Consider the following 18,735-nt stretch of genomic DNA (forward strand, 5'->3'; position numbering starts at 1 on the left):
CTCATTCGTTTCGCTTCGGGGCGGGATCGGGCACGCTAGCGTCCGTATCTGTACTGCTTGGGCTCGTCGTCGGCGGGGGGACGGGACAAGGCCGAACCCAGCCCTGCGGGACAGAAGGAGGGTCTTTCATGACCCTGAAATGGTCGGCAGTCGTGGTCGCGACAGTCTCGGTGACACTCTGCGTCACCGGCAACGCGGTGACCCTGGCCCTCGACGGCGGGCAGCTTCCGCTGCTCGTCAACCTCGTCGCGCTCGTCGCCGCGAGCACCGCGATCGTCCTGGCCGTGATCGCTGAGCTGCACGAGCGGCTCAACGACCGGGTCACCGCCCTCACCGAGTTCCTGGTCGAGCGGCTCCGGGAGATCGAGGCGCACACCGGCGACCGCAACGCCGGATTCGTGGAGGGCTACCTGCTCAGTCACGGTCAGGAGGCGGCCGTATTGCCGTTCGGCCGCCGAGGACGGGGAGCCGCCGAACGCTGAGCGCAAGGGCCAAACGAGCCGACTCGGGCCAGGATTGATCGCCAAGAGCCGGGGTACGCTGTGGCGCGTGCCACCGTTGAATCTGGGCGACCAACAGCCGAAGATCCCGTTGAATGCCGACCATGCCTGGCGAATCACCGCCGACCGGGCCGGCGAGACCGTGCTCTTCTTCGACTTCGACGGCACACTCGCGCCGGTCGCCGACGACCCGACAAAAGTGCAGCCCGCGCCGAAGGTGCTGGCCGCCATCGAGGCGCTGGCCCCGGTGGTACGGCGGATCGCGATCGTCTCCGCCCGGCCCGTCGAGTTCCTGCGGGAGCACTTCGACGGGCTAAGCGGCGTGGACCTCTACGGCCTGTACGGCCTGGAGCACAGCCACTCCGGCGGCGAGACGGTCACCGAGCCGGCCGCCCTGCCCTTCGTGCCCACCATGAGCGAGCTCGCCGACCGGGCCCGGGCCGAGCTTCCGGCGCAGGCCCTGGTGGAGTACAAGCGGCTGTCGGTGGCCCTGCACTGGCGTACCGCGCCGCAGCTGGCGGACACGGTCGAACAGTGGGGTCGGGCCCAGGCCGAACGCCTCGGGCTGCGGGTGCAGATCGGCCGGATGGTGCTGGAGGTCAAGCCGCCGGTCGACCGGGACAAGGGCATGGTCATCGACGAACTGGTGCAGGACGCGGGTGGCGCCTGGTACTTCGGCGACGACGTCTCCGACATCAAGGCGTTCGCCGCGCTGCGGGCCCGTGCCGCCGCCGATGCCGACTTCATGGGAGTCTGCGTCGCCGTCGCCAACCCGGAGACCGGTGCCGAGGTCGCCGAGGCCGCCGACCTGACCATCGACTCGCCGGCCGCCCTGGGTGACTTCCTCACCGAGGCCACCCACCACCTGACCTGACGGCCCGGCGAAAAGGCCGCCCCGGTCAGGCCCCGAAGCGGCGCTGACGGGTGGCGTACGAGCGCAGTGCGCGGAGGAAGTCGACCCGGCGGAAGTCCGGCCAGTTGAGTTCGCAGAAGTAGAACTCCGAGTGTGCCGACTGCCAGAGCATGAAGCCGGACAGTCGCTGCTCCCCGCTGGTCCGGATGATCAGATCCGGGTCCGGCAGGCCGCGGGTGTAGAGGTGCTCGGAGATGTCGTCGACGTCGAGGGAACCGGCCAGTTCCTCCAGCGTGCCGCCGTTGGCCGCGTGCTCCAGCAGCAGCGAGCGGACCGCGTCGGCGATCTCCCGGCGTCCCCCGTACCCGACGGCGATGTTGACCTGAGCGCCGCCGCTGCGGTCCCGGGTCCGCTCCTCGGCGGCCTTGAGCGCGGCCGCGTGGTGCGCCGGCAGCACGTCGAGCGCGCCCACCATCCGCAGCCGCCAGGGGTTACCCGCCTCGGCCAGCTCGGTGGTCAGATCCTCGATGATCTGGAGCAGCGGATCCAGTTCCGTCGCCGAGCGGGAGAGGTTGTCGGTGGAGAGCAGAAAGAGCGTCACATGCCCCACCCCGGCCGCATCGCACCAGCGCAGCAGCTCCTTGATCCGCTCGGCGCCCATCCGATGCCCGTCGTTCGGGTCGACGAAGCCCATCTCCCGGGCCCACCTGCGGTTACCGTCGCACATCACGCCCACATGGCGGGGCACCGGACGGCCCGCGAGCTTGGCCGTCAGCCGCCGCTCGTAGACGGAGTAGAGAAGTTTCCGCAGAGTCATCACTTGCAGAGTAGCGAGCCCGCGCGCAGGAGAGCGTGCCGGTGGCAGATACCGCACCGAGCCTCCGAGACCCGGTCGAATCGCCCCAGCTCAGGACGCGGGCGCGGCGGTGGAGGCACGGCGTACGCCGTAGAGGGCGAGGATCGCCGCGGCGACAAGCGGCGTGCCGTCGCGGATCAGGCCATCCACTCCGAGTAACCACCAGCACAGCGGAAGGTCCACCGCGAGCACGATCACGGTGATCACCACGAGCAGGATGCCCGCCCAGCGCTTGCCGCGCATCAGGAACGCGGTGCAGAACAGCACCAGGTAGCTGGTGGCGATCCCCGCCGCCAACCAGAACAGCACCGCGGGCAGGGCGAACGGCCGGCCGTCGAGGATCTCCGCGACGGCCACCAGCGCCGGTACGAGCATCAGCGGGCTGTAGGTGAACGCGGCGACCCGGCTGGTCAGCAGCCAGGCATTGGCCTCCGGTCGACGTGGTGGCATTTCCCGCCAGAAGATGCCGGAGCGCTCGATGACCAGGCGGGGCCGGTGCCGCACCAGGTGGCCGGCGATGGCCGGGGAGCGGTACAGCAGCCAGACCACGGCGACACACAGCGCGGTGAGCAGGGCGAACCCGAGCAGACCGGGCAGTGGTGGCACGCCGTGCCGGGGCACGATCAGCCGACCGACCGCGAAGACGGTCGTGACGGCGAGGATCAGGCCGAGCGGGCGGGCCACCGTACGCCCTCGTCGTACGTGACCGATCAGCAGCAGGAAGCCGATCGTCCGCAGCATCGCCCAGCCGGTGCGTACCGCCAGCCCGAAGCCCTGCTCCGGGGCGTACCACCAGTTGAGCACCTCGACCACGACGGTGGCCGCAGCGGTCACGGCGAGCAGCACGGTCATGGCCCGGACGGCGGACGGCCGCCGGACCTCGGTCTCGGCGGCCGTCCTCATGGGATCCGATCATGCCTCGGATCCGGCGTCGATCACACCCCGCGCGGCGACTGTTCCGCGTCGAGTCGGGCCCGCAGGGCGTCCAGCTCGGCCCAGAGCACACCGGGCAGCTTGTCACCGAACTTCTCGAACCACTCGGTGACCATCGGCAGCTCGTTGCGCCACTCGTCCGGGTCGACCTTGAGGGCGATCCGGACGTCCTCCGGGGTCATGTCCAGGCCCTCGACGTCGAGGGAGTCCAGCGTCGGGACCATGCCGATCGGCGTCTCGACGGCCTCCGCCCGACCCTCGATCCGCTCGATGACCCACTTGAGCACCCGGGAGTTCTCGCCGAATCCGGGCCACAGGAAGTTGCCGTCGGGGTCCTTGCGGAACCAGTTGACGTAGTAGACCTTGGGCAGCTTCGACTCGTCGCCGTTGGCGCCCTTGCCCATCTCGATCCAGTGCCGGAAGTAGTCGCCACCGTGGTAGCCGATGAACGGCAGCATCGCCATCGGGTCACGACGGACCACACCGACCGCACCGGAGGCGGCGGCGGTGGTCTCCGAGGAGAGGGTGGCACCCATGTAGACACCGTGCACCCAGTCCCGGGCCTCGGTCACCAGCGGTACGGTGTCCCGCCGCCGGCCACCGAACAGGATCGCGTCGATCGGTACGCCGTTGGGGTCGTAGTAGTCCTCGGCGAGAATCGGGCACTGGGCGATCGGGGTGCAGAACCGGCTGTTCGCGTGCGAGGAGAGGCTCTCGCTCTCCGGCGTCCAGTCGTTGCCCTTCCAGTCGATCAGGTGCGCCGGCGGCTCGCCCATGCCCTCCCACCAGATGTCACCGTCGTCGGTCAGCGCGACGTTGGTGAAGATGGAGTTGCCCTTGTCCAGGGTCCGCATGGCGTTGGCGTTGGTCTTCCAGTCGGTGCCGGGCGCCACGCCGAACAGGCCGAACTCCGGGTTGACCGCGTAGAGGCGGCCGTCCGGGCCGAACCGCATCCAGGCGATGTCGTCACCGATGGTCTCGACCTTCCAGCCCGGGATGGTCGGCTCCAGCATGGCCAGGTTGGTCTTGCCGCAGGCCGACGGAAAGGCGCCGGCGATGTGGTAGACCTTGCCCTCCGGGGAGGTGATCTTGAGGATCAGCATGTGCTCGGCGAGCCAGCCCTCGTCGCGCCCCATCACGCTGGCGATCCGCAGCGAGTAGCACTTCTTGCCGAGCAGCGAGTTGCCGCCGTAGCCGGAGCCGTAGGACCAGATCTCCCGGGTCTCCGGGAAGTGCGAGATGTACTTGGTCTCGTTGCACGGCCAGGCCACGTCCTGCTGGCCGGGGGCCAGCGGGGCGCCGATGGAGTGCAGGGCGCGGACGAAGTCCGCGTCGTCACCCATCGCCTCCAGGATCTTGGCACCCATCCGGGTCATGATCCGCATGGAGGCGACCACGTACGGGCTGTCGGTGATCTCGACACCGAACATGGGCTTCTCGGCCTCGACCGGACCCATCACGAACGGAATGACGTACATCGTGCGACCGCGCATCGAACCGCGGTACAGATCGGTCATCGTCCGCTTCATCTCGGCCGGCGCCATCCAGTTGTTGGTCGGGCCGGCGTCCGCTTCGTCCACGGAACAGATGAACGTCCGCTCCTCGACCCGGGCGACGTCCGTCGGGTCGGTCCGGGCATAGAAGGAGTTCGGTTTCTTCTCGGGATTGAGCCGGATGAGGGTGCCGGCCTCGACCAGTTCATCGGTGAGGCGACGCCATTCCTGATCGGACCCGTCAACCCAGACCACCTGGTCAGGGGTGGTCAGTTCAGCGACCTCACGGACCCAGGCGAGCAGTTTGGGGTGGGACGTCGGGGCCTGATCGATACCCCGAACGGTGGCCGGAGCAACCATGACACTTCTCCTTGTGGTCGACGCTGACCGGTCTATTGGAGTGCACGAGTCTTGGCGCGCGATGTGCGTCGCCTTCGTGGAAACCTGGGATTGGCCTCAGCGTAAACCGACGGACCTCCACAGTCAGTGGGACTGGTTGTGAAGAACTGCACAAGGTACGGGCACGCTGCCGCTTCACGGCCCTTTACCCGCTTTCGCGCGCAGTTTCACGCAAATCTTGCGGTGAACCTCCATCAGGGCCACCCGGCGTCGCCGCTTTGGCACCCGCTGGGAGGTAGCGGAAATCAACTCCGGATCGAACTGGTGCGGTTACGCTCCGTTCGTGCCCGTCCGCACCGCCGCGCCACCGGACGCCGCAAACCGCCGCTGCCCGCCTGCGCGGCCGCCAACCGGTACGCTCGCACGGTGGCCGCCACGATGACCGGAGAGCCAGGCTCCCGGCAGACCCGACGGGGTCTGATCCACTCCCTGCGGGACCGTTTCGGTCACCTCGTGCGCGAGATGAGCAAGTTCGCCACCGTGGGCGGAGTGGCCTTTCTCATCGACTTCGCCCTGTTCAACTACCTGATCGGCCCCGCCGGGGTGGAGCAGATCACGGCGAAGACGATCGCCACGGTGATCGCGGCCACGTTCGCGTTCCTGGGCAACCGGTTCTGGACGTGGCGGCACCGCAAGCGCTCCCACCCGGCCCGCGAGTACGCGCTGTTCTTCTTCTTCAACGCGGTGGGCCTGGGCATCGCGGTGGCCTGCCTGGCCATCAGCCGCTACGGCCTGGGCGGCATCTGGCCGGAGGTCTTCCAGACCCGACTGGCCGACAACATCGCCAGCTTCGTGGTGGGCACCGGCCTCGGGACGCTGTTCCGATTCTGGTCGTACCGACGGTTCGTCTTCGTGGATACGGGAACTCCTGTCGCCGCGGAAGTTGACCGGGACCGCGGGGCGTGACCTCCCGCCCACCCGTACGGCCGGAGCCTGCCGGCCCGAGCCCACTGCCCTAAGGTGTTACGCATGCCTCTTGTCCGTCTGCTGCCTGAGCGCTGGCAGAAGTTCATCCATGAGGCGCTCAAATTCGGCCTGGTCGGTGGCATCAACACCGCCATCAATTATGCGGTGTTCAACGCCCTCGCCCTCACGATTTTTGTCGATGGTCAGCTGAAAGCGACGGTGGTCGCCACAGTGGTGGCGACAATCACGTCATATCTGATGAATCGGCACTGGACGTACCGAGATCGCCCTAAATCGGCCATGCAGCGGGAATACGCCCTTTTCTTCCTGTTCAACGGGGTGGGCCTGCTGATCGAACTCGGTGTCCTCGCCGCCGCGAAGTACGGGCTGGGCATGACCAGCCTGCTGGCGCTGAACGTGGCCAAGACCGGTGGTGTGGTGTTGGCGACACTGTTCCGCTTCTGGTCGTACCGCACCTTCGTCTTCCAACCTGCCGCGCCCGCCGAGGCCAAGCCGGCCTGGCACGGTCTGCCCCGCGACGAGTGGGACACGATGGCCGGGATGGACCCGGTGGCCGAACTCGCCGAGTCCGTCACCGAGTTGGAGGAAGAGGAACCACCCGCCACCCGGCCGCCGGGCCTGACACCGCCGCCGAGCCTGACGCCTCGGCCGCTCCAACCCCGCGCCGCAGCCCTGAGCAACGAGGCCGAGCTCACCGCCGCGCTGGACAAGGAGCTGGAGGCCGAGCTGGCCGCAGAACTCCAGCCCGCCCCGGCACACCGCCGCTTCCGGCGCCGCTGATCCTCTTGTACGCCCGAGAGCGCCCGCCAGGCTTGGCGGGCGCTCTCGCTGCGTCAAACTCAGAGGCCGGACTTGTTGTCGCGTTCGGCGAGGATCTCGCGCAGTTCCCCGTCGCCCAACGAGTGCTTGTCGTGGAACGCCTCGACCAGCTCGTAGAGCTTGGTCTGGACCCGGTCGACCTTCGGCACGTCGGGCAGCACCGACTGGCCCCGCTCGCCGGCCGACTCGATGGTGAGCGTGCCGTAGCCCAGCAGCCGCCCGACGAACTGCTGGTTCATCGAGTGGTCGTTGACCCGGCTGAGCGGGATGTCCCGCCTCTCCCGGGAGAAGACCCCGTGCTGGAGCACCACCCGCTCGTTGGTGAACAGATAGTGCGTGGTGCGCCAGACGATGTACGGCCACACACCCAGCACCAGTACGGCCAGCACCGCCAGCCCGCCGATCACGGCGAGGGTGATGGAGCCACCTCCGCTGGAGGGTAGGAACACCAGACCGACCACCACCGCGGCGATGGCGAGCACCAGCACCGCCACCGGCCGGATCAGGGCCTTCCAGTGCGGACGCAGGTGCAGCACGACGTGCTCGTCCTCGGTGAGCACGTCTTCGGGGAACGCCACGGATACCTCCTCGCAGAACCGGACGCGCAGACGTTAACCCCCCACCCCCACTCCGCCACATCCACCACGCGGCCACCCTCCCCACCCCGCCCACCCACACCTCGCCGATCTTGCACTTCCAGTCACCCTTACGCCCCGCTATGCACCTTTCATCCCGACCAAAACTGCAAGATCGCCGGGCCGAGGGCGGGGGCGGGGAGGGGGGTTTAGCGGAGGTGGAGGAGGTCGGCGGCGGGGAGGGAGTGGGTGGTGGGGGTGGGGTGGGGGGTGGTGAGGAGGAGGTGGCCTTCACCGGTGACGGTGGTGGCGGTGCCGGTTAGTTCGGTGCCGTCGGGGAGGAGGGCGCGGACCTCGCGGCCGACCGTGGCGCAGACCTTCAGGTACGCCTCGCGCAGGCCGCTGGTGTTCGCGTCGCCGCCGGCGGCCCGCCAGCGGGCGTACCAGTCGGCGAGTGAGCGGAGCAGGGCGCGCAGAAGTGGGTCCCGGTCGGTGGCCGTCGCACCGGCCAGTTGCAGCGAGGTGGCCCGCAGCCCGGTCGGGTTCTCCGGCAGCTCGTCGGCGCGCAGTGTGACGTTCAGCCCGATGCCGAGCACGACGGCGGGCGGGTCACCGAACTCGGGGCCGGGCACCGCCTCGGCGAGGATGCCGGCGCACTTCGCCCCGTCGATCAGCAGGTCGTTCGGCCACTTCAGGCTGGCGTCCAGCTCGGCCAGCCGACCGACCGCCTCCACCAGCGCCACTCCGGCCAGCAACGGCAGCCAGCCGTACCCCGTCGGTGGTGCGGGTTGCCAGTCGCGGTCCGGCACCGCCTCCCCGGGCCGCAACAGGACGCTGGTCGCGATGCCGGCGCGCGGCGGCGACTGCCAGCTCCGGCCGCGCCGCCCCCGGCCGGCGGTCTGCCGCTCGGCCACCACGACCAGGCCCTCCGGCTCGCCGTCGCGGGCCGCCTCGGCGACATCGGCGTTGGTCGAGCCCGTCTCGGCGCGCAACTCCAACCGCGCCCACGGTCCGTACGGCGCGACCAACGCCCGGCGCAGCCGCGCCGCCGACAGCGGCGGACGGTCCAGATCGGTGTACGGCGAGCCCGGCATCCCGTCAGCCTACGGTTTACCCCTCCTGCCGAACGCCGCTGACCTGAACCATCGTTATATTCCCTGGGTGACTACCGAGACCGGCAGCAACCTGCACAGCACCGCCGGCAAGCTGGCGGACCTGGCGCGACGGGTCGACGAGGCGGTGCACGCCGGGTCGGCCCGAGCCGTGGAGAAGCAGCACGCCAGGGGCAAGAAGACCGCCCGTGAGCGGATCGACCTTCTGCTCGACGAGGGTTCCTTCGTCGAGTTGGACGAGTTCGCCCGGCACCGCTCCACCAACTTCGGCCTCGACCGCACCCGCCCGTACGGCGACGGTGTGATCACCGGCTACGGCACCATCGACGGCCGACAGGTCTGCGTCTTCGCGCAGGACTTCACGGTCTTCGGCGGCTCCCTCGGCGAGGTCTTCGGCGAGAAGATCGTCAAGGTGATGGACCTCGCCATGAAGATCGGCTGCCCGGTCATCGGCATCAACGACTCCGGCGGGGCCCGCATCCAGGAGGGCGTCGTCTCCCTCGGCCTCTACGGCGAGATCTTCTTCCGCAACGTACGGGCCAGCGGCGTCATCCCGCAGATCTCGCTGATCATGGGCCCGTGCGCGGGCGGCGCGGTCTACTCCCCCGCGGTCACCGACTTCACCGTGATGGTCGACCAGACCTCGCACATGTTCATCACCGGCCCCGACGTCATCAAGACGGTCACCGGCGAGGACGTCGGCATGGAGGAGCTGGGCGGCGCCCGCACCCACAACAGCCGCAGCGGCAACGCGCACTACCTCGCCACCGACGAGGACGACGCCATCGACTACGTCAAGGCGCTGCTGTCCCACCTGCCGTCCAACAACCTGGACGAGCCGCCGGTCTTCCCCGTCGACGCGGACCTGGCCGTCACCGACGCCGACCGGGAACTGGACACCCTGATCCCGGACTCGGCCAACCAGCCGTACGACATGCACCGGGTGATCGAGCACGTGCTCGACGACGGGGAGTTCCTGGAGGTCCAGCCGCTCTACGCGCAGAACATGGTGGTCGGCTTCGGTCGGGTCGAGGGTCGGCCGGTCGGTGTGGTGGCCAACCAGCCCATGCACTTCGCCGGCACGCTGGACATCGCGGCCAGCGAGAAGGCGGCCCGGTTCGTGCGTACCTGCGACGCCTTCAACATCCCGGTGCTGACCTTCGTGGACGTGCCCGGCTTCCTGCCCGGCACCGGCCAGGAGTGGGACGGCATCATCCGCCGGGGCGCCAAGCTCATCTACGCGTACGCCGAGGCCACCGTGCCGAAGGTCACCGTGATCACCCGCAAGGCGTACGGCGGGGCGTACGACGTGATGGGCTCCAAGCACCTGGGGGCCGACCTCAACTTCGCCTGGCCGACCGCGCAGATCGCGGTGATGGGCGCCCAGGGCGCGGTGAACATCCTCTACCGGCAGGAACTGGCCGCCGCCGAGGACCCGGCCGCCGTCCGCGCCGAGAAGATCGCCGAGTACGAGGACACCCTCGCCAACCCGTACGTGGCCGCCGAACGCGGGTACGTCGACGCGGTGATCCCGCCGCACGAGACCCGTACCCAGATCGTCCGGGCCCTGCGCGTACTCCGTACCAAGCGAGAGACCCTCCCCCCGAAAAAGCACGGCAACATCCCCCTCTGACCCCCTCCCCCGGCCCGGCGTTCACCCCGCGCCCGCGCCCGCGCCCGCGCCCGCGATCTTGCAGTTTGGGTCGCCGTTCTGCGGCTTCTGCCCCTTATGCGGGGACCAAAAGTGCAAGATCGCGGGGGCTAGGTGGGTGGAGGGCGGAGTGGGGTGGGTCAGCAAGGGGGGTTGGAGGCTAGGCAGAGGCGTTGGGCGGCGATGGTGGCGACGCGGCGTAGTTCCGGGTCGGGGGCGTCGCGGGTGAGGGTCAGCACCGTGACGAGGTCGCCGACGCGTAGGACGGCGGTGGTGTCGGGGGGTGCGGGTTCCCGGGTCGCGCCGGTCTCCAGGTTGCGGGTTGCGGTGATGGTGTGCCGGATCAGCATCGCCTCGTCGCCGGCGAAGTCGCGGTCGGTCACCTCCCATCGGTGGTCCGCCTCGGCCCGCGCGATGCGGTCCCCCCACAGGACATCGCCGGTCGATCGCCAGTTCGCGCATGGTGCGAGCATCTCGTCGAGTCGGTTGAAGAAGCCGGCGACCCGCTCCGGTGCGATCCGGTAGACGTCCTGGCTGAGCAGCACGTCGGCCGGCCGGCGGGCACCGTCCGCGCTCGCCCGCAGCAGGGTCTGCGAACGCGAGTACCGCGACGGCTCCCAGTAAGCCGCCCGCCCCTGCTCCTCCAGGCAGACCGGCAGCAACTTGTCAATCTGCACCAGCTCGCCGACGCCCGCCTGACCGAGCGGCGGGTCGGTCATCGCGGTCAGGTCCGTCGGCTGCACCAGTACCTCGTGGGGAATCTCCACGTATGCCGACTGCGAGTTCTGCGGCGGAGCGACGGCCGGCGGCCCTCCGAGACCCACCCCCGCGATCACCGGCCCAGCTGCCAGGACCAGCACCGCGGTCGCCGTACCCACCATGGCCCGGCGTCGCCGTCGGCGGGCCCGCTCCCGCAGCACCGCAGGTTCCGGCCAGCGGACGTCCCGCAGGTCGTTCTGGAGTCGCTCGACGAACGTCATCTCGTCACGCACCGGGTGCCTCCTCCAGGTCAGAGACGGCGAGCAGTCCGGCGAGCGCGGTACGCCCCCGGGAAAGGCGGGCCTTGACCGTGCCGACCGGTGCCGAGGTCTGCCGCGCCACCTCGGCGACCGGCAGGCCGACCAGGTAGTACAGCGCGATCGCGACCCGCTGCTCCTCTGGCAGACGACGCAGGGCGGCGACCACCTCGACGGTTTCCGTGCCCGGTGCGGGGACGCTCTCCACCGCGCCGTGCCGCAGGTACGCCCGAGCCCGGCTACGCAGGCTGCGCCACCGGCTCACCGCGAGCCGGCTCGCCACCACCCGTACCCACGCCTCGGGGTCGTCGTAGTGCCGCACCGTGGACCACCGTTGCCAGGCTCGGACGTACGCCTCCTGAACGGCGTCCTGGGCTTCGGCGAGGTCACCGGTGAGCACGTAGACGAAGCCGAGCAGCCGTTGTCGGCTGCCCCGGTAGAAATCGTCGAACCCGTCGACGTCCGGCACCTGCCACCTCCCTGCGGGTCGTAGAGGACACGCACCAGGGGGTGGGTACGGTTGCCGCCGGAGGCGAACCGGTCGAGCCGGAGGGTCGGGTCACCAGGTGATGCCGGCCTCCGCAAGCAACGGGCCGGCCAGCATCAGACCGCCGACGACCAGCACCGCCAGGTTGACCAGACCGAAGAGGACGACCCAGAAGAACGCCGGAAACCCGGTGATCCCGGCCAACTGGTCGGCGTCGGAGGCGGGCATCCCCCGCCGGGTCCGCAGCCGTTGCAACTCGATCACCGGCCGTACGCCGCCGAGCAGCAGGAACCACACACTCGTCCAGGCGAAGGCGGCCTGCACCTGCGGGCTGGCGTACCACGAGACGGCGAGCACCACCCCGCCGGTGACCAGCAACGACAGCACCCCGAACAGGTTGCGGATCATGACAAGCATGGCAAGCAGGAGGATCACCGCGAGCCAGAGCAGCAGCGTGATCCGGTTACCGGCCAACAGCCACGCCCCGCCCAGACCGACCAGCGGTGGCGCGATGTAGCCGGCGAGCAGGGTGAGCACCATGCCCGGACCGGTGGGCCGACCCGCGGACAGCGTCAGCCCCGAGGTGTCCGAGTGCAGCCGGATGCCGCGCAGCTTACGGCCGGTGAGCAGCGCGGCCAGCGCATGGCCGCCCTCGTGCGCGATGGTGATCGCGTTGCGTGCCACCCGCCACGGCAGGCGGGTGCTGACCACCAGCAGCGCGACCACGCCGGTGAGCAGCACCAGCAGCGGGGGCGGGTCGGGCTGCGCGCCGACCAGGCGGTCCCAGAACTCCGTCATGCCCTCGATCGACACCATGGGGCGCGAGCCTACCGGCCGCGTTCCGGTGTCACTGCCGGGCCAACCGCCCGTATCGTGTGAGACTGGACCGGGTGGCGATCGGATCGGGAGGTGTACGCCGGTGAGCGCAGCCCCTCTGGAACCTCACGTCGGCCTCTGGACGGAGGACGACTACTTCGCCATGGGCGAGACGCATGACCGGATCGAGTTGCTCGACGGGAGCCTGATCGTGAGCCCTGCACCGAGCAAACGACACCAGCTGGTGTCGTGGAATCTTGTCGCCTCGTTGCGACCAGCGACACACCCGCACCACCTTCTCGTGTTCGAGGCGGTCAATCTTCGTCTCGGTCCCGACCGGATCGTCATTCCGGATGTAGTCGTGGCGGACACCGACGACGAGGGCACTGTCGTCGAGTCGGCCGAGGTAGTGCTCGTCGCCGAGATCGTCTCGCCGGGCAACGCGGCCGCCGACCGGGTGCTCAAGATGCAACTCTACGCGATCGCCCGGATTCCCTGGTACCTCCTGGTCGAGCAGGACGGTGACACCCATTCGCTGCGGCTGTACCGGCTCGACGGCGGGCACTACGTCGAGGACCGGGTGGCCAAGGCCGGGGAGACGCTGACTCTGGCTGAGCCGTTCCGGTGGCAGATCGATCCGGCCACGCTGCGCTGATCGCCAGGTGGGCTGACGCCACAATCCGGACATCGAAAATTATCTCTGCCGCTATTGCCCGGCCGAGTGGCCCCGTCCAAAGATGACTGTCTATTGACCGTCGTCTCAGGAGGACGCCATGGGTCAGGTCAGGTCTTCGCTGCGTCGGCTGACCGCCGCCGCACTCACCGTGCTCGCCACCGCCGCCGCCGGGCTCGTCGCCACCGCGACCCCCGCCGCGGCGGCCACCGTGCCGGGCATCGACGTCTCGCGCTACCAGGGCACCATCAACTGGACCAGCGTGCGCAACGCCGGCATCCAGTTCGCCTTCATCAAGGCCACCGAGGGTACGAGCTACAAGGACCCGAACTTCAACACCAACTACGTCAACGCGTACAACGCGGGGGTGATCCGGGGGGCGTACCACTTCGCCCGGCCCAACATCTCCTCCGGCGCGGTCCAGGCCAACTACCTGGCCTCCAACGGCGGCGCCTGGTCTGCCGACAGCCGCACCCTGCCCGCCGCCCTGGACCTGGAGGCGAACCCGTACAGCGGCGGCTACTGCTACGGCCTGAGCACCACCGCGATGCGCAACTGGGTGCAGGACTTCCTCAACACCTACCGCTCGCGCACCGGCCGCTACGCGGTCATCTACACCACCACCAGCTTCTGGAACCAGTGCACCGGCAGCTGGAGCGGCCCGTGGAACAACCACCCGCTCTGGATCGCCCGCTGGTCGTCCTCCGTGGGTGCCCTGCCGGCCGGCGCGCCCTTCTGGAGCTTCTGGCAGTACACCGACTCCGGCAGCGTCCCCGGCATCAGTGGCGCGGTGGACCGCAACTACTGGAACGGCGACCGCAGCCGCCTGATCGCCCTGGCCAACAACACCTGACGTACGCCCCGACGACCGGCCGGCGTCCCGTGCCCCTGCGGACGTCGGCCGATCGTCGTCGTAGGTGTCGTCGCGCGGCGGTCGGTAAGGCTCAGGCGCGGCGTCGCGGGGCGAGCGCGACCGGCACGCTCATGCCTCCCCGGCGGGTGACGCTGCCTCGGCGGGTGAGGTGCCAGCCGGCGAGCGCGGCACCGGCCAGCGTCACCAGGCTCAGCAGGGTCGCCAGCACCGCGACTCCGACGGCGGCGACCAGCAGTACGACGTTGCCGAGCACCACGAGCGTCCACAGTGCCAGCCGCGGTCGGGCATCCCTTCCTCGGTAACCCATCTCGGGCCTCCCTTCCGTCGTCGGAGATCAGATACCCCGAACGACGGAGGGTCATGCCTGTCGATCAGTCCTGACGGTCGGGCACGAACTCCCGGAAGGCCGTCTCGAAGTTCGGCAACTGCGCTTCCCACTCACTGTTCGGCACTTCCCAGCGCAGCGCGAAACCCCGGTTGCTGGCGGTGACGAAGCCCCGGTTACGGACTCGGATCTTCACCCCGTCACGGGTCTGGTACCAGTCCCAGTCGCCGCAGGTCCGCCACTTGCAGTCGAACGACCAGATGTCGATCAGCTGGTAGTTGCGTACGCCGGGGACGTTCCTGCGGCCCGGCTCCAGCTGCCGCCAGGTGGCGGCGGCGTCCCGTCCCGGGCTGTCCGTGCGGTCGATGGTCAACTCGCTGACGCCGTTCGGGTCCCGGTACTTCACCCAGGTCCCGCCGGAACTGCGTCGCCAGCCCTCCGGCACGGCCACCTTGAAGCCGACCGGATCGTTTCGCAGCGTCCAGCCGTCCGGCAACGCACCGTTGGTCGGCGGTGCCGTGCTGGGCGTTGCCGACGGGCTGGGCGGGGCCGCGCTGGTCGGCGGAGCTGCGCTGGTGGGTGGCGGTGCGGCCGGTTCGCTTGTCGCCGCCGTGGGTGTCCCGGAACTGCTGGCCGCACCCTGCGGCGTGCCGTCGTCACCGCCGTCATCGCCGGTCAGCAGCGGCACCGCCACCACCAGACCAACCAGCAGCAGCGCGACCAGGGCACCGACGAGCAGACCCCGGCGGTTGCGCTCCGAGCGCAGGAAGCCCGAGGTGAAGACGGAGCCGCGAGCCGGGGTCGGCTCATCCGGCACCGACGGCATCAGCGAGGTCCGCTGCGGTACGACTCGGGTGTTGTCCTCAGCCGGCGCGGGATCCACCCGGCGGGTGGCATCCGCGTCCGGGTGAGCGGTCGCCGGGTCCATCGTGGACGTCGAGCGCTCGACATTCGCGGTCGACTCCACACCGGCGCCCGCCACTGCACCACCGGGAACAGCAGCTGCCTGGTCCGTCTCCCCCGTTCCGGCAGTTGCGCCCGAGTCGGTGTCGCCGGACTCCGCCCCACCACCAGCGGTCGCAGACGCCGGGTCGGTGTTCCGGGACGCGCCGGCATCGTTGTTCGTACCGGCCTCGCCCCCGTCCACCGGGCTGTCCGCACCCGACACCAGGGCGGTGGGTGCCGCGTCCGAGCCTGCCGATTGCGTCGCGTCGGAACCGACCGCAGCATCCGCCCTGCTCGTCGGAGCGGCGTCGGCGGGGACCTTCGCCGTCGGCGCGGCGTCCGAGTTGATCGAGGACCCGACGGCACCGGCGGCGGCGAGCGGGCCGGAAACCGGCGGCGTACGCGGGGCAGGCGGGCTGACCGGCGCGGACGGGGTCGTCGGTCGTTCCCCGGACGGTCGCGGCGCCGGCACCAACGGCGGGCGCGGCTCACGCGGCCCGTTCGGCCCCGGTCGGCGTACGCCGTCGAGCAGTGAGATGCTCCGGGCCCGCCGGCCGCTGGCCTTGCGGAGCATGCGCTCGGCGGACTCGGCAGTGATGCGTTCCTGGGGGTCCTTGCGGAGCAGCCCGTTGAGCACCGACTTGAGTGGGCCGGCGTTACGCGGCGGCGGCACCGGCTCGGTGGCCAGCGCGGCCAGGGTGGCGATCGCCGACGGCCGGGCGAACGGGGACTTGCCCTCCACGGCGGCGTAGAGCGTGGCACCCAGCGACCACAGGTCGGCCTCCGGCCCGGCGGTGCCGTCGCGGGCCCGTTCCGGTGCGATGTACGCCGGTGAGCCGAGCACCATGCCGGTACGCGTGACGTTCGGGTCGCCGGGGATGGTGGCCAGCCCGAAGTCGGTCAACACCACCCGACCGTCGGTGCCGAGCAGGACGTTGCCGGGCTTGACGTCGCGGTGCATGATGCCGGCCTTGTGCGCGGCCTTCAGGGCGTTCAGCACGCCCAAGCCGATCTCGACCGCCTGGGCCGACGACACCGGCCCGTCCTCCGCGAGGGTGTCCTGCAACGAACGCGACGCGACGTACTCCATCACGATCCACGGGTCACCGTCGGTGCGGAGCACGTCGAAGATGCGTACCACGTTGACGTTGTTGAGCCGGGCGATGGCCCGCGCCTCGCGCAGCGAGCGTTCCCGCATCTCGCGGCGCTCGTCGTTGGTCAGACCCGGCGGCGGTACGAGTTCCTTGATGGCGACGTCGCGGTGCAGCACCTCGTCGCGCGCCTTCCACACCCGACCCATGCCACCCTGACCGAGCGGCGAGATGAGCCGGTACCGGTCGGCGACGAGTTGGGAGGAGGAAGCGTCTGACATCGCTGAGACGGTACCCGGCAGCGCTGACACCTACACCGTCGGCACGCCATTGTGCGACCAAGATCAAGGTGGCCACGTACGCTGAGCGGCATGTGTGGTGAAGAGCCGCTGTTGCGGATCGTGCGCGGTGTGCCGACCGCCGAGGAACTGGCCGCGCTGGTGGGCGCTGTCGTCACCCGCCCCCGGGCCGCCGGCCCCGCCCCGGCACCGACGTCGACGTGGGCTCGCAGCGGCCGACCGGGAAGCAACGGTCACCTGCCCGGCCCCGGTGCCTGGCGCGCGTCCGCACTGCCCCGCTGACCGGCCTGCCACTCCTCGCCCAGCCGGCTCTCGGCTGTCGCACGGACTGCGACGGGGCAGCCGTGGGTGGCGTCACCCACTAACCTCACTCTGGGGAACCGGGCCGTGACGGTTGGGAGGGGCGATGATCCCTGAAGAGGATCGACAAGCGTCCTGGTTGGGCGGTTACCGCACCATCGAGGCGGACATCCGGCAGATGCGAGAATTCGCTGACCGGCTACGTGCCGAGGTGGAGAGCAACTACACCCCGCACCTGCGGTACATCGCCAGCGACATGCTCACCCAGGTGTCCAACCCCGCCGACGCCTTCATCGAGCTGGTGCAGTTCATGCGCGCACACTGGGAGACCCAGCAGGCCGCCACCAACGCCGTCTGGGGCGTCGGCCACACCACCGGCCACCTCGCGGAAGCCGCCCATCAGGTGGCGCTGCGCTACGGCGACGCCGACGCCTTCTCCGCGGCCCGGGTCGCCGACATCGAGCGCGCCCTCGCCCGGCCCGGCATCACCGCCACCCCGCCGGCACCGTCGCCGTCGTTCGCCGACCCCACCGGCCCCGACCAGCCCGGACCGGTGGTGCTGCCATGAGAGACGTGGGCGTCGGCCGCAGCGGCGGCCTCACCAACTGGTACCTGATGAACGTCGCCGACATGTGGGCCTGCGTGCAGGACCACCAGACCGAACAGCACTGGCGGCACGTCGCCGGCTGGCGCAAGGTATGCGACCTGGCCGGCCAACACCTCACCCGCCTCAGGGCGTACCGCGACGGCCTGGCCCGCGCCTGGCCGCCGGAGACCAACGCCGCCGCCAAGGCGTACGTCGCCGAACTCGACGACCTGATCGACCAGGTGCAACGCACGCACGACGCCGCCTCCGCCAACCAGACCGCGCTGTCCGCCGCCACCCAGGCCATCACCAGCACCCGCACCGAGTTGGGCAAGATCTACGAGGAGTACGCCCGCAAACTCCAGCAGAAGCGGACCTGGGAGACGATCGCCGCCGACCCCAAAGCCGCCGCCGGCAGTCGGGCCAGCGAACCCCCGGTAACCGACGCCGAACTCGAACGCCTCAACATCCGAGCGCGCGGCATCATGTACGGCCTCAGCAGCGAACTCCAACAAGCCCAAGCAATGCTCCGCCAACCCCCTCCCCCTGCTGGGCTCAAGCCAGGTAGCGATAAACCAGTTCTAGAGGCGATCCCGGGAAGCCCAGCCCCAATCATCCCCCCTATCCTGCCAGTACCCATTCAACCCGCAGCACGGTTAGAGGCACCCCGAATGCCGAACCCGGTCCGCCCAGTGCCAACCCCGCCACAGCCTGCCACTGGGCCAATACTCGGCAGCGCGGGCCCCAATTTGCCGCCGTCTCGAGGAACGACTAGCGGACCTCCTTCATCGTCCCCGGTTGCCCCAGGTACCGGGACCTCTGGGCCGTTACCGCCCGGAAGCACGATCATCGGCCCTGAGTCAGGCGGCATCCGGAACGGCCAGCCAAACCGACCAGCTAACAGCGGATCCCGGGCCCTTCCGCCCACCGCACGTCAAAAGACATTACCGACCGGGCTAATTGGTGGCCTGCCTGCAGGGCCAAGTCAGATTGCAGGCGGAAGTCAGCCTCGGCGCGTCAACCCCATCGGAGGAGTCATTGGTGGAAGTGCTGGCACCGCTCCGGCCGGTGGCGCAGGCTCTCGGCCTAATGGCAGCAGAGGACTTGGCCCAGCCCAAGGAGTCACACCAATCGGCGGCTCGCCGCATCAAGGTTGGGTGAACCCGGTAGGCCCAGGCGGCAGCCATGGGCGTCCCAATAGATCT

Annotated in this window: 19 protein-coding genes; 9 read left to right on the top strand and 10 right to left on the bottom strand. The window is 69.8% G+C overall.

All coding sequences use genetic code 11. The annotated features are described in order from the left end of the window. Nucleotides 1–128 precede the first annotated feature (128 nt). Both JMF97_RS22200 and otsB read left to right on the top strand, forming a co-directional pair. Entirely contained in the window at nucleotides 129–482 is a 354-nt protein-coding gene (locus JMF97_RS22200; RefSeq protein ID WP_013731586.1) for a hypothetical protein, read from the top strand. A gap of 67 nt (nucleotides 483–549) precedes the next feature. Further along, a complete protein-coding gene (gene otsB / locus JMF97_RS22205) occupies nucleotides 550–1,374 on the top strand; it encodes a trehalose-phosphatase (RefSeq protein ID WP_203223292.1) in 825 nt (274 codons plus the stop codon). Nucleotides 1,375–1,399: 25 nt separating this feature from the next. On the opposite strand, the gene JMF97_RS22210 is transcribed toward otsB, so the two are convergent. The 3 genes from JMF97_RS22210 to JMF97_RS22220 all read right to left on the bottom strand — a co-directional run bounded on the left by JMF97_RS22210 (nucleotide 1,400) and on the right by JMF97_RS22220 (nucleotide 4,995). After that, on the bottom strand, nucleotides 1,400–2,170 hold the full coding sequence (locus tag JMF97_RS22210) for an isoprenyl transferase (RefSeq protein WP_203223293.1): 771 nt from the start codon (nucleotides 2,168–2,170) through the stop codon (nucleotides 1,400–1,402). A gap of 90 nt (nucleotides 2,171–2,260) precedes the next feature. Continuing rightward, nucleotides 2,261–3,112 carry a hypothetical protein gene (locus JMF97_RS22215; RefSeq protein ID WP_203223294.1) on the bottom strand — a complete coding sequence of 284 codons (852 nt, stop codon included), beginning with the start codon at nucleotides 3,110–3,112 and terminating at the stop codon, nucleotides 2,261–2,263. 32 nt (nucleotides 3,113–3,144) lie between these two features. After that, nucleotides 3,145–4,995: a phosphoenolpyruvate carboxykinase (GTP) gene (locus JMF97_RS22220; protein ID WP_126711864.1), complete on the bottom strand. Its 1,851-nt coding sequence runs from the start codon at nucleotides 4,993–4,995 to the stop codon at nucleotides 3,145–3,147. Between the two features lie 417 nt (nucleotides 4,996–5,412). Between JMF97_RS22220 and JMF97_RS22225 the strand changes: the two genes are divergently transcribed. Beyond that, a complete protein-coding gene (locus JMF97_RS22225) occupies nucleotides 5,413–5,940 on the top strand; it encodes a GtrA family protein (protein WP_238359939.1) in 528 nt (175 codons plus the stop codon). A 63-nt stretch (nucleotides 5,941–6,003) separates the two neighbouring features. Continuing rightward, nucleotides 6,004–6,741 (top strand): GtrA family protein, encoded by a 738-nt coding sequence (locus JMF97_RS22230; protein WP_203223296.1) that lies wholly within the window; start codon nucleotides 6,004–6,006, stop codon nucleotides 6,739–6,741. Nucleotides 6,742–6,800: 59 nt separating this feature from the next. On the opposite strand, the gene JMF97_RS22235 is transcribed toward JMF97_RS22230, so the two are convergent. Both JMF97_RS22235 and JMF97_RS22240 read right to left on the bottom strand, forming a co-directional pair. Beyond that, complete coding sequence (locus tag JMF97_RS22235) at nucleotides 6,801–7,358, bottom strand: PH domain-containing protein (RefSeq protein WP_203223297.1); 558 nt, start codon at nucleotides 7,356–7,358, stop codon at nucleotides 6,801–6,803. Between the two features lie 206 nt (nucleotides 7,359–7,564). After that, a complete protein-coding gene (locus tag JMF97_RS22240; protein WP_203223298.1) occupies nucleotides 7,565–8,449 on the bottom strand; it encodes a biotin--[acetyl-CoA-carboxylase] ligase in 885 nt (294 codons plus the stop codon). Nucleotides 8,450–8,516: 67 nt separating this feature from the next. On the opposite strand from JMF97_RS22240, the gene JMF97_RS22245 reads away from it, so the two are divergent. Beyond that, the gene (locus tag JMF97_RS22245) at nucleotides 8,517–10,100 is read left to right on the top strand and encodes an acyl-CoA carboxylase subunit beta (RefSeq protein WP_203223299.1); all 1,584 of its coding nucleotides are present in this window, start codon (nucleotides 8,517–8,519) and stop codon (nucleotides 10,098–10,100) included. A 158-nt stretch (nucleotides 10,101–10,258) separates the two neighbouring features. Here the strand turns inward: JMF97_RS22245 and JMF97_RS22250 are convergent, their stop codons facing one another. The 3 genes from JMF97_RS22250 to JMF97_RS22260 form a co-directional block, all read right to left on the bottom strand. Continuing rightward, nucleotides 10,259–11,110, bottom strand: a complete 852-nt coding sequence (locus JMF97_RS22250; protein WP_203223300.1) for a hypothetical protein — start codon at nucleotides 11,108–11,110, stop codon at nucleotides 10,259–10,261. Continuing rightward, the gene (locus JMF97_RS22255) at nucleotides 11,103–11,603 is read right to left on the bottom strand and encodes a SigE family RNA polymerase sigma factor (RefSeq protein WP_013731575.1); all 501 of its coding nucleotides are present in this window, start codon (nucleotides 11,601–11,603) and stop codon (nucleotides 11,103–11,105) included. Before JMF97_RS22255 ends, JMF97_RS22250 begins: the two co-directional genes overlap by 8 nt. 90 nt (nucleotides 11,604–11,693) lie before the next feature. Continuing rightward, nucleotides 11,694–12,437, bottom strand: a complete 744-nt coding sequence (locus tag JMF97_RS22260) for a M50 family metallopeptidase (protein ID WP_203223301.1) — start codon at nucleotides 12,435–12,437, stop codon at nucleotides 11,694–11,696. A gap of 103 nt (nucleotides 12,438–12,540) precedes the next feature. Here JMF97_RS22260 and JMF97_RS22265 point away from each other — a divergent pair, with 103 nt between their 5' ends. After that, on the top strand, nucleotides 12,541–13,092 hold the full coding sequence (locus JMF97_RS22265; protein ID WP_307817049.1) for a Uma2 family endonuclease: 552 nt from the start codon (nucleotides 12,541–12,543) through the stop codon (nucleotides 13,090–13,092). A gap of 118 nt (nucleotides 13,093–13,210) precedes the next feature. Then, nucleotides 13,211–13,963 (top strand): GH25 family lysozyme, encoded by a 753-nt coding sequence (locus tag JMF97_RS22270; RefSeq protein ID WP_126711861.1) that lies wholly within the window; start codon nucleotides 13,211–13,213, stop codon nucleotides 13,961–13,963. A gap of 91 nt (nucleotides 13,964–14,054) precedes the next feature. On the opposite strand, the gene JMF97_RS22275 is transcribed toward JMF97_RS22270, so the two are convergent. Both JMF97_RS22275 and JMF97_RS32055 read right to left on the bottom strand, forming a co-directional pair. After that, nucleotides 14,055–14,291 carry a hypothetical protein gene (locus JMF97_RS22275; protein ID WP_203223302.1) on the bottom strand — a complete coding sequence of 79 codons (237 nt, stop codon included), beginning with the start codon at nucleotides 14,289–14,291 and terminating at the stop codon, nucleotides 14,055–14,057. A gap of 64 nt (nucleotides 14,292–14,355) precedes the next feature. After that, nucleotides 14,356–16,626 (bottom strand): serine/threonine-protein kinase, encoded by a 2,271-nt coding sequence (locus JMF97_RS32055; RefSeq protein ID WP_203223303.1) that lies wholly within the window; start codon nucleotides 16,624–16,626, stop codon nucleotides 14,356–14,358. A 90-nt stretch (nucleotides 16,627–16,716) separates the two neighbouring features. Between JMF97_RS32055 and JMF97_RS22285 the strand changes: the two genes are divergently transcribed. Both JMF97_RS22285 and JMF97_RS22290 read left to right on the top strand, forming a co-directional pair. Then, nucleotides 16,717–16,926 carry an acyl-CoA carboxylase subunit epsilon gene (locus JMF97_RS22285; protein ID WP_013731569.1) on the top strand — a complete coding sequence of 70 codons (210 nt, stop codon included), beginning with the start codon at nucleotides 16,717–16,719 and terminating at the stop codon, nucleotides 16,924–16,926. A 124-nt stretch (nucleotides 16,927–17,050) separates the two neighbouring features. Further along, entirely contained in the window at nucleotides 17,051–17,512 is a 462-nt protein-coding gene (locus tag JMF97_RS22290; protein WP_203223304.1) for a hypothetical protein, read from the top strand. Nucleotides 17,513–18,735: the final 1,223 nt, after the last annotated feature.

Origin of the sequence: Micromonospora fiedleri (assembly GCF_016774385.1) — a bacterium.
Lineage (GTDB): Bacteria > Actinomycetota > Actinomycetes > Mycobacteriales > Micromonosporaceae > Micromonospora > Micromonospora gifhornensis.

Coding starts and splice junctions, on each gene's coding strand:
- JMF97_RS22200 (WP_013731586.1), top strand. CDS start 129: ATGACCCTGAAATGGTCGGCAGTCGTGGTCGCGACAGTCTCGGTGACA.
- JMF97_RS22210 (WP_203223293.1), bottom strand. CDS start 2,170: ATGACTCTGCGGAAACTTCTCTACTCCGTCTACGAGCGGCGGCTGACG.
- JMF97_RS22215 (WP_203223294.1), bottom strand. CDS start 3,112: ATGAGGACGGCCGCCGAGACCGAGGTCCGGCGGCCGTCCGCCGTCCGG.
- JMF97_RS22220 (WP_126711864.1), bottom strand. CDS start 4,995: ATGGTTGCTCCGGCCACCGTTCGGGGTATCGATCAGGCCCCGACGTCC.
- JMF97_RS22225 (WP_238359939.1), top strand. CDS start 5,413: ATGACCGGAGAGCCAGGCTCCCGGCAGACCCGACGGGGTCTGATCCAC.
- JMF97_RS22230 (WP_203223296.1), top strand. CDS start 6,004: ATGCCTCTTGTCCGTCTGCTGCCTGAGCGCTGGCAGAAGTTCATCCAT.
- JMF97_RS22240 (WP_203223298.1), bottom strand. CDS start 8,449: ATGCCGGGCTCGCCGTACACCGATCTGGACCGTCCGCCGCTGTCGGCG.
- JMF97_RS22260 (WP_203223301.1), bottom strand. CDS start 12,437: ATGGTGTCGATCGAGGGCATGACGGAGTTCTGGGACCGCCTGGTCGGC.
- JMF97_RS22270 (WP_126711861.1), top strand. CDS start 13,211: ATGGGTCAGGTCAGGTCTTCGCTGCGTCGGCTGACCGCCGCCGCACTC.
- JMF97_RS22275 (WP_203223302.1), bottom strand. CDS start 14,291: ATGGGTTACCGAGGAAGGGATGCCCGACCGCGGCTGGCACTGTGGACG.
- JMF97_RS32055 (WP_203223303.1), bottom strand. CDS start 16,626: ATGTCAGACGCTTCCTCCTCCCAACTCGTCGCCGACCGGTACCGGCTC.
- JMF97_RS22285 (WP_013731569.1), top strand. CDS start 16,717: ATGTGTGGTGAAGAGCCGCTGTTGCGGATCGTGCGCGGTGTGCCGACC.
- JMF97_RS22290 (WP_203223304.1), top strand. CDS start 17,051: ATGATCCCTGAAGAGGATCGACAAGCGTCCTGGTTGGGCGGTTACCGC.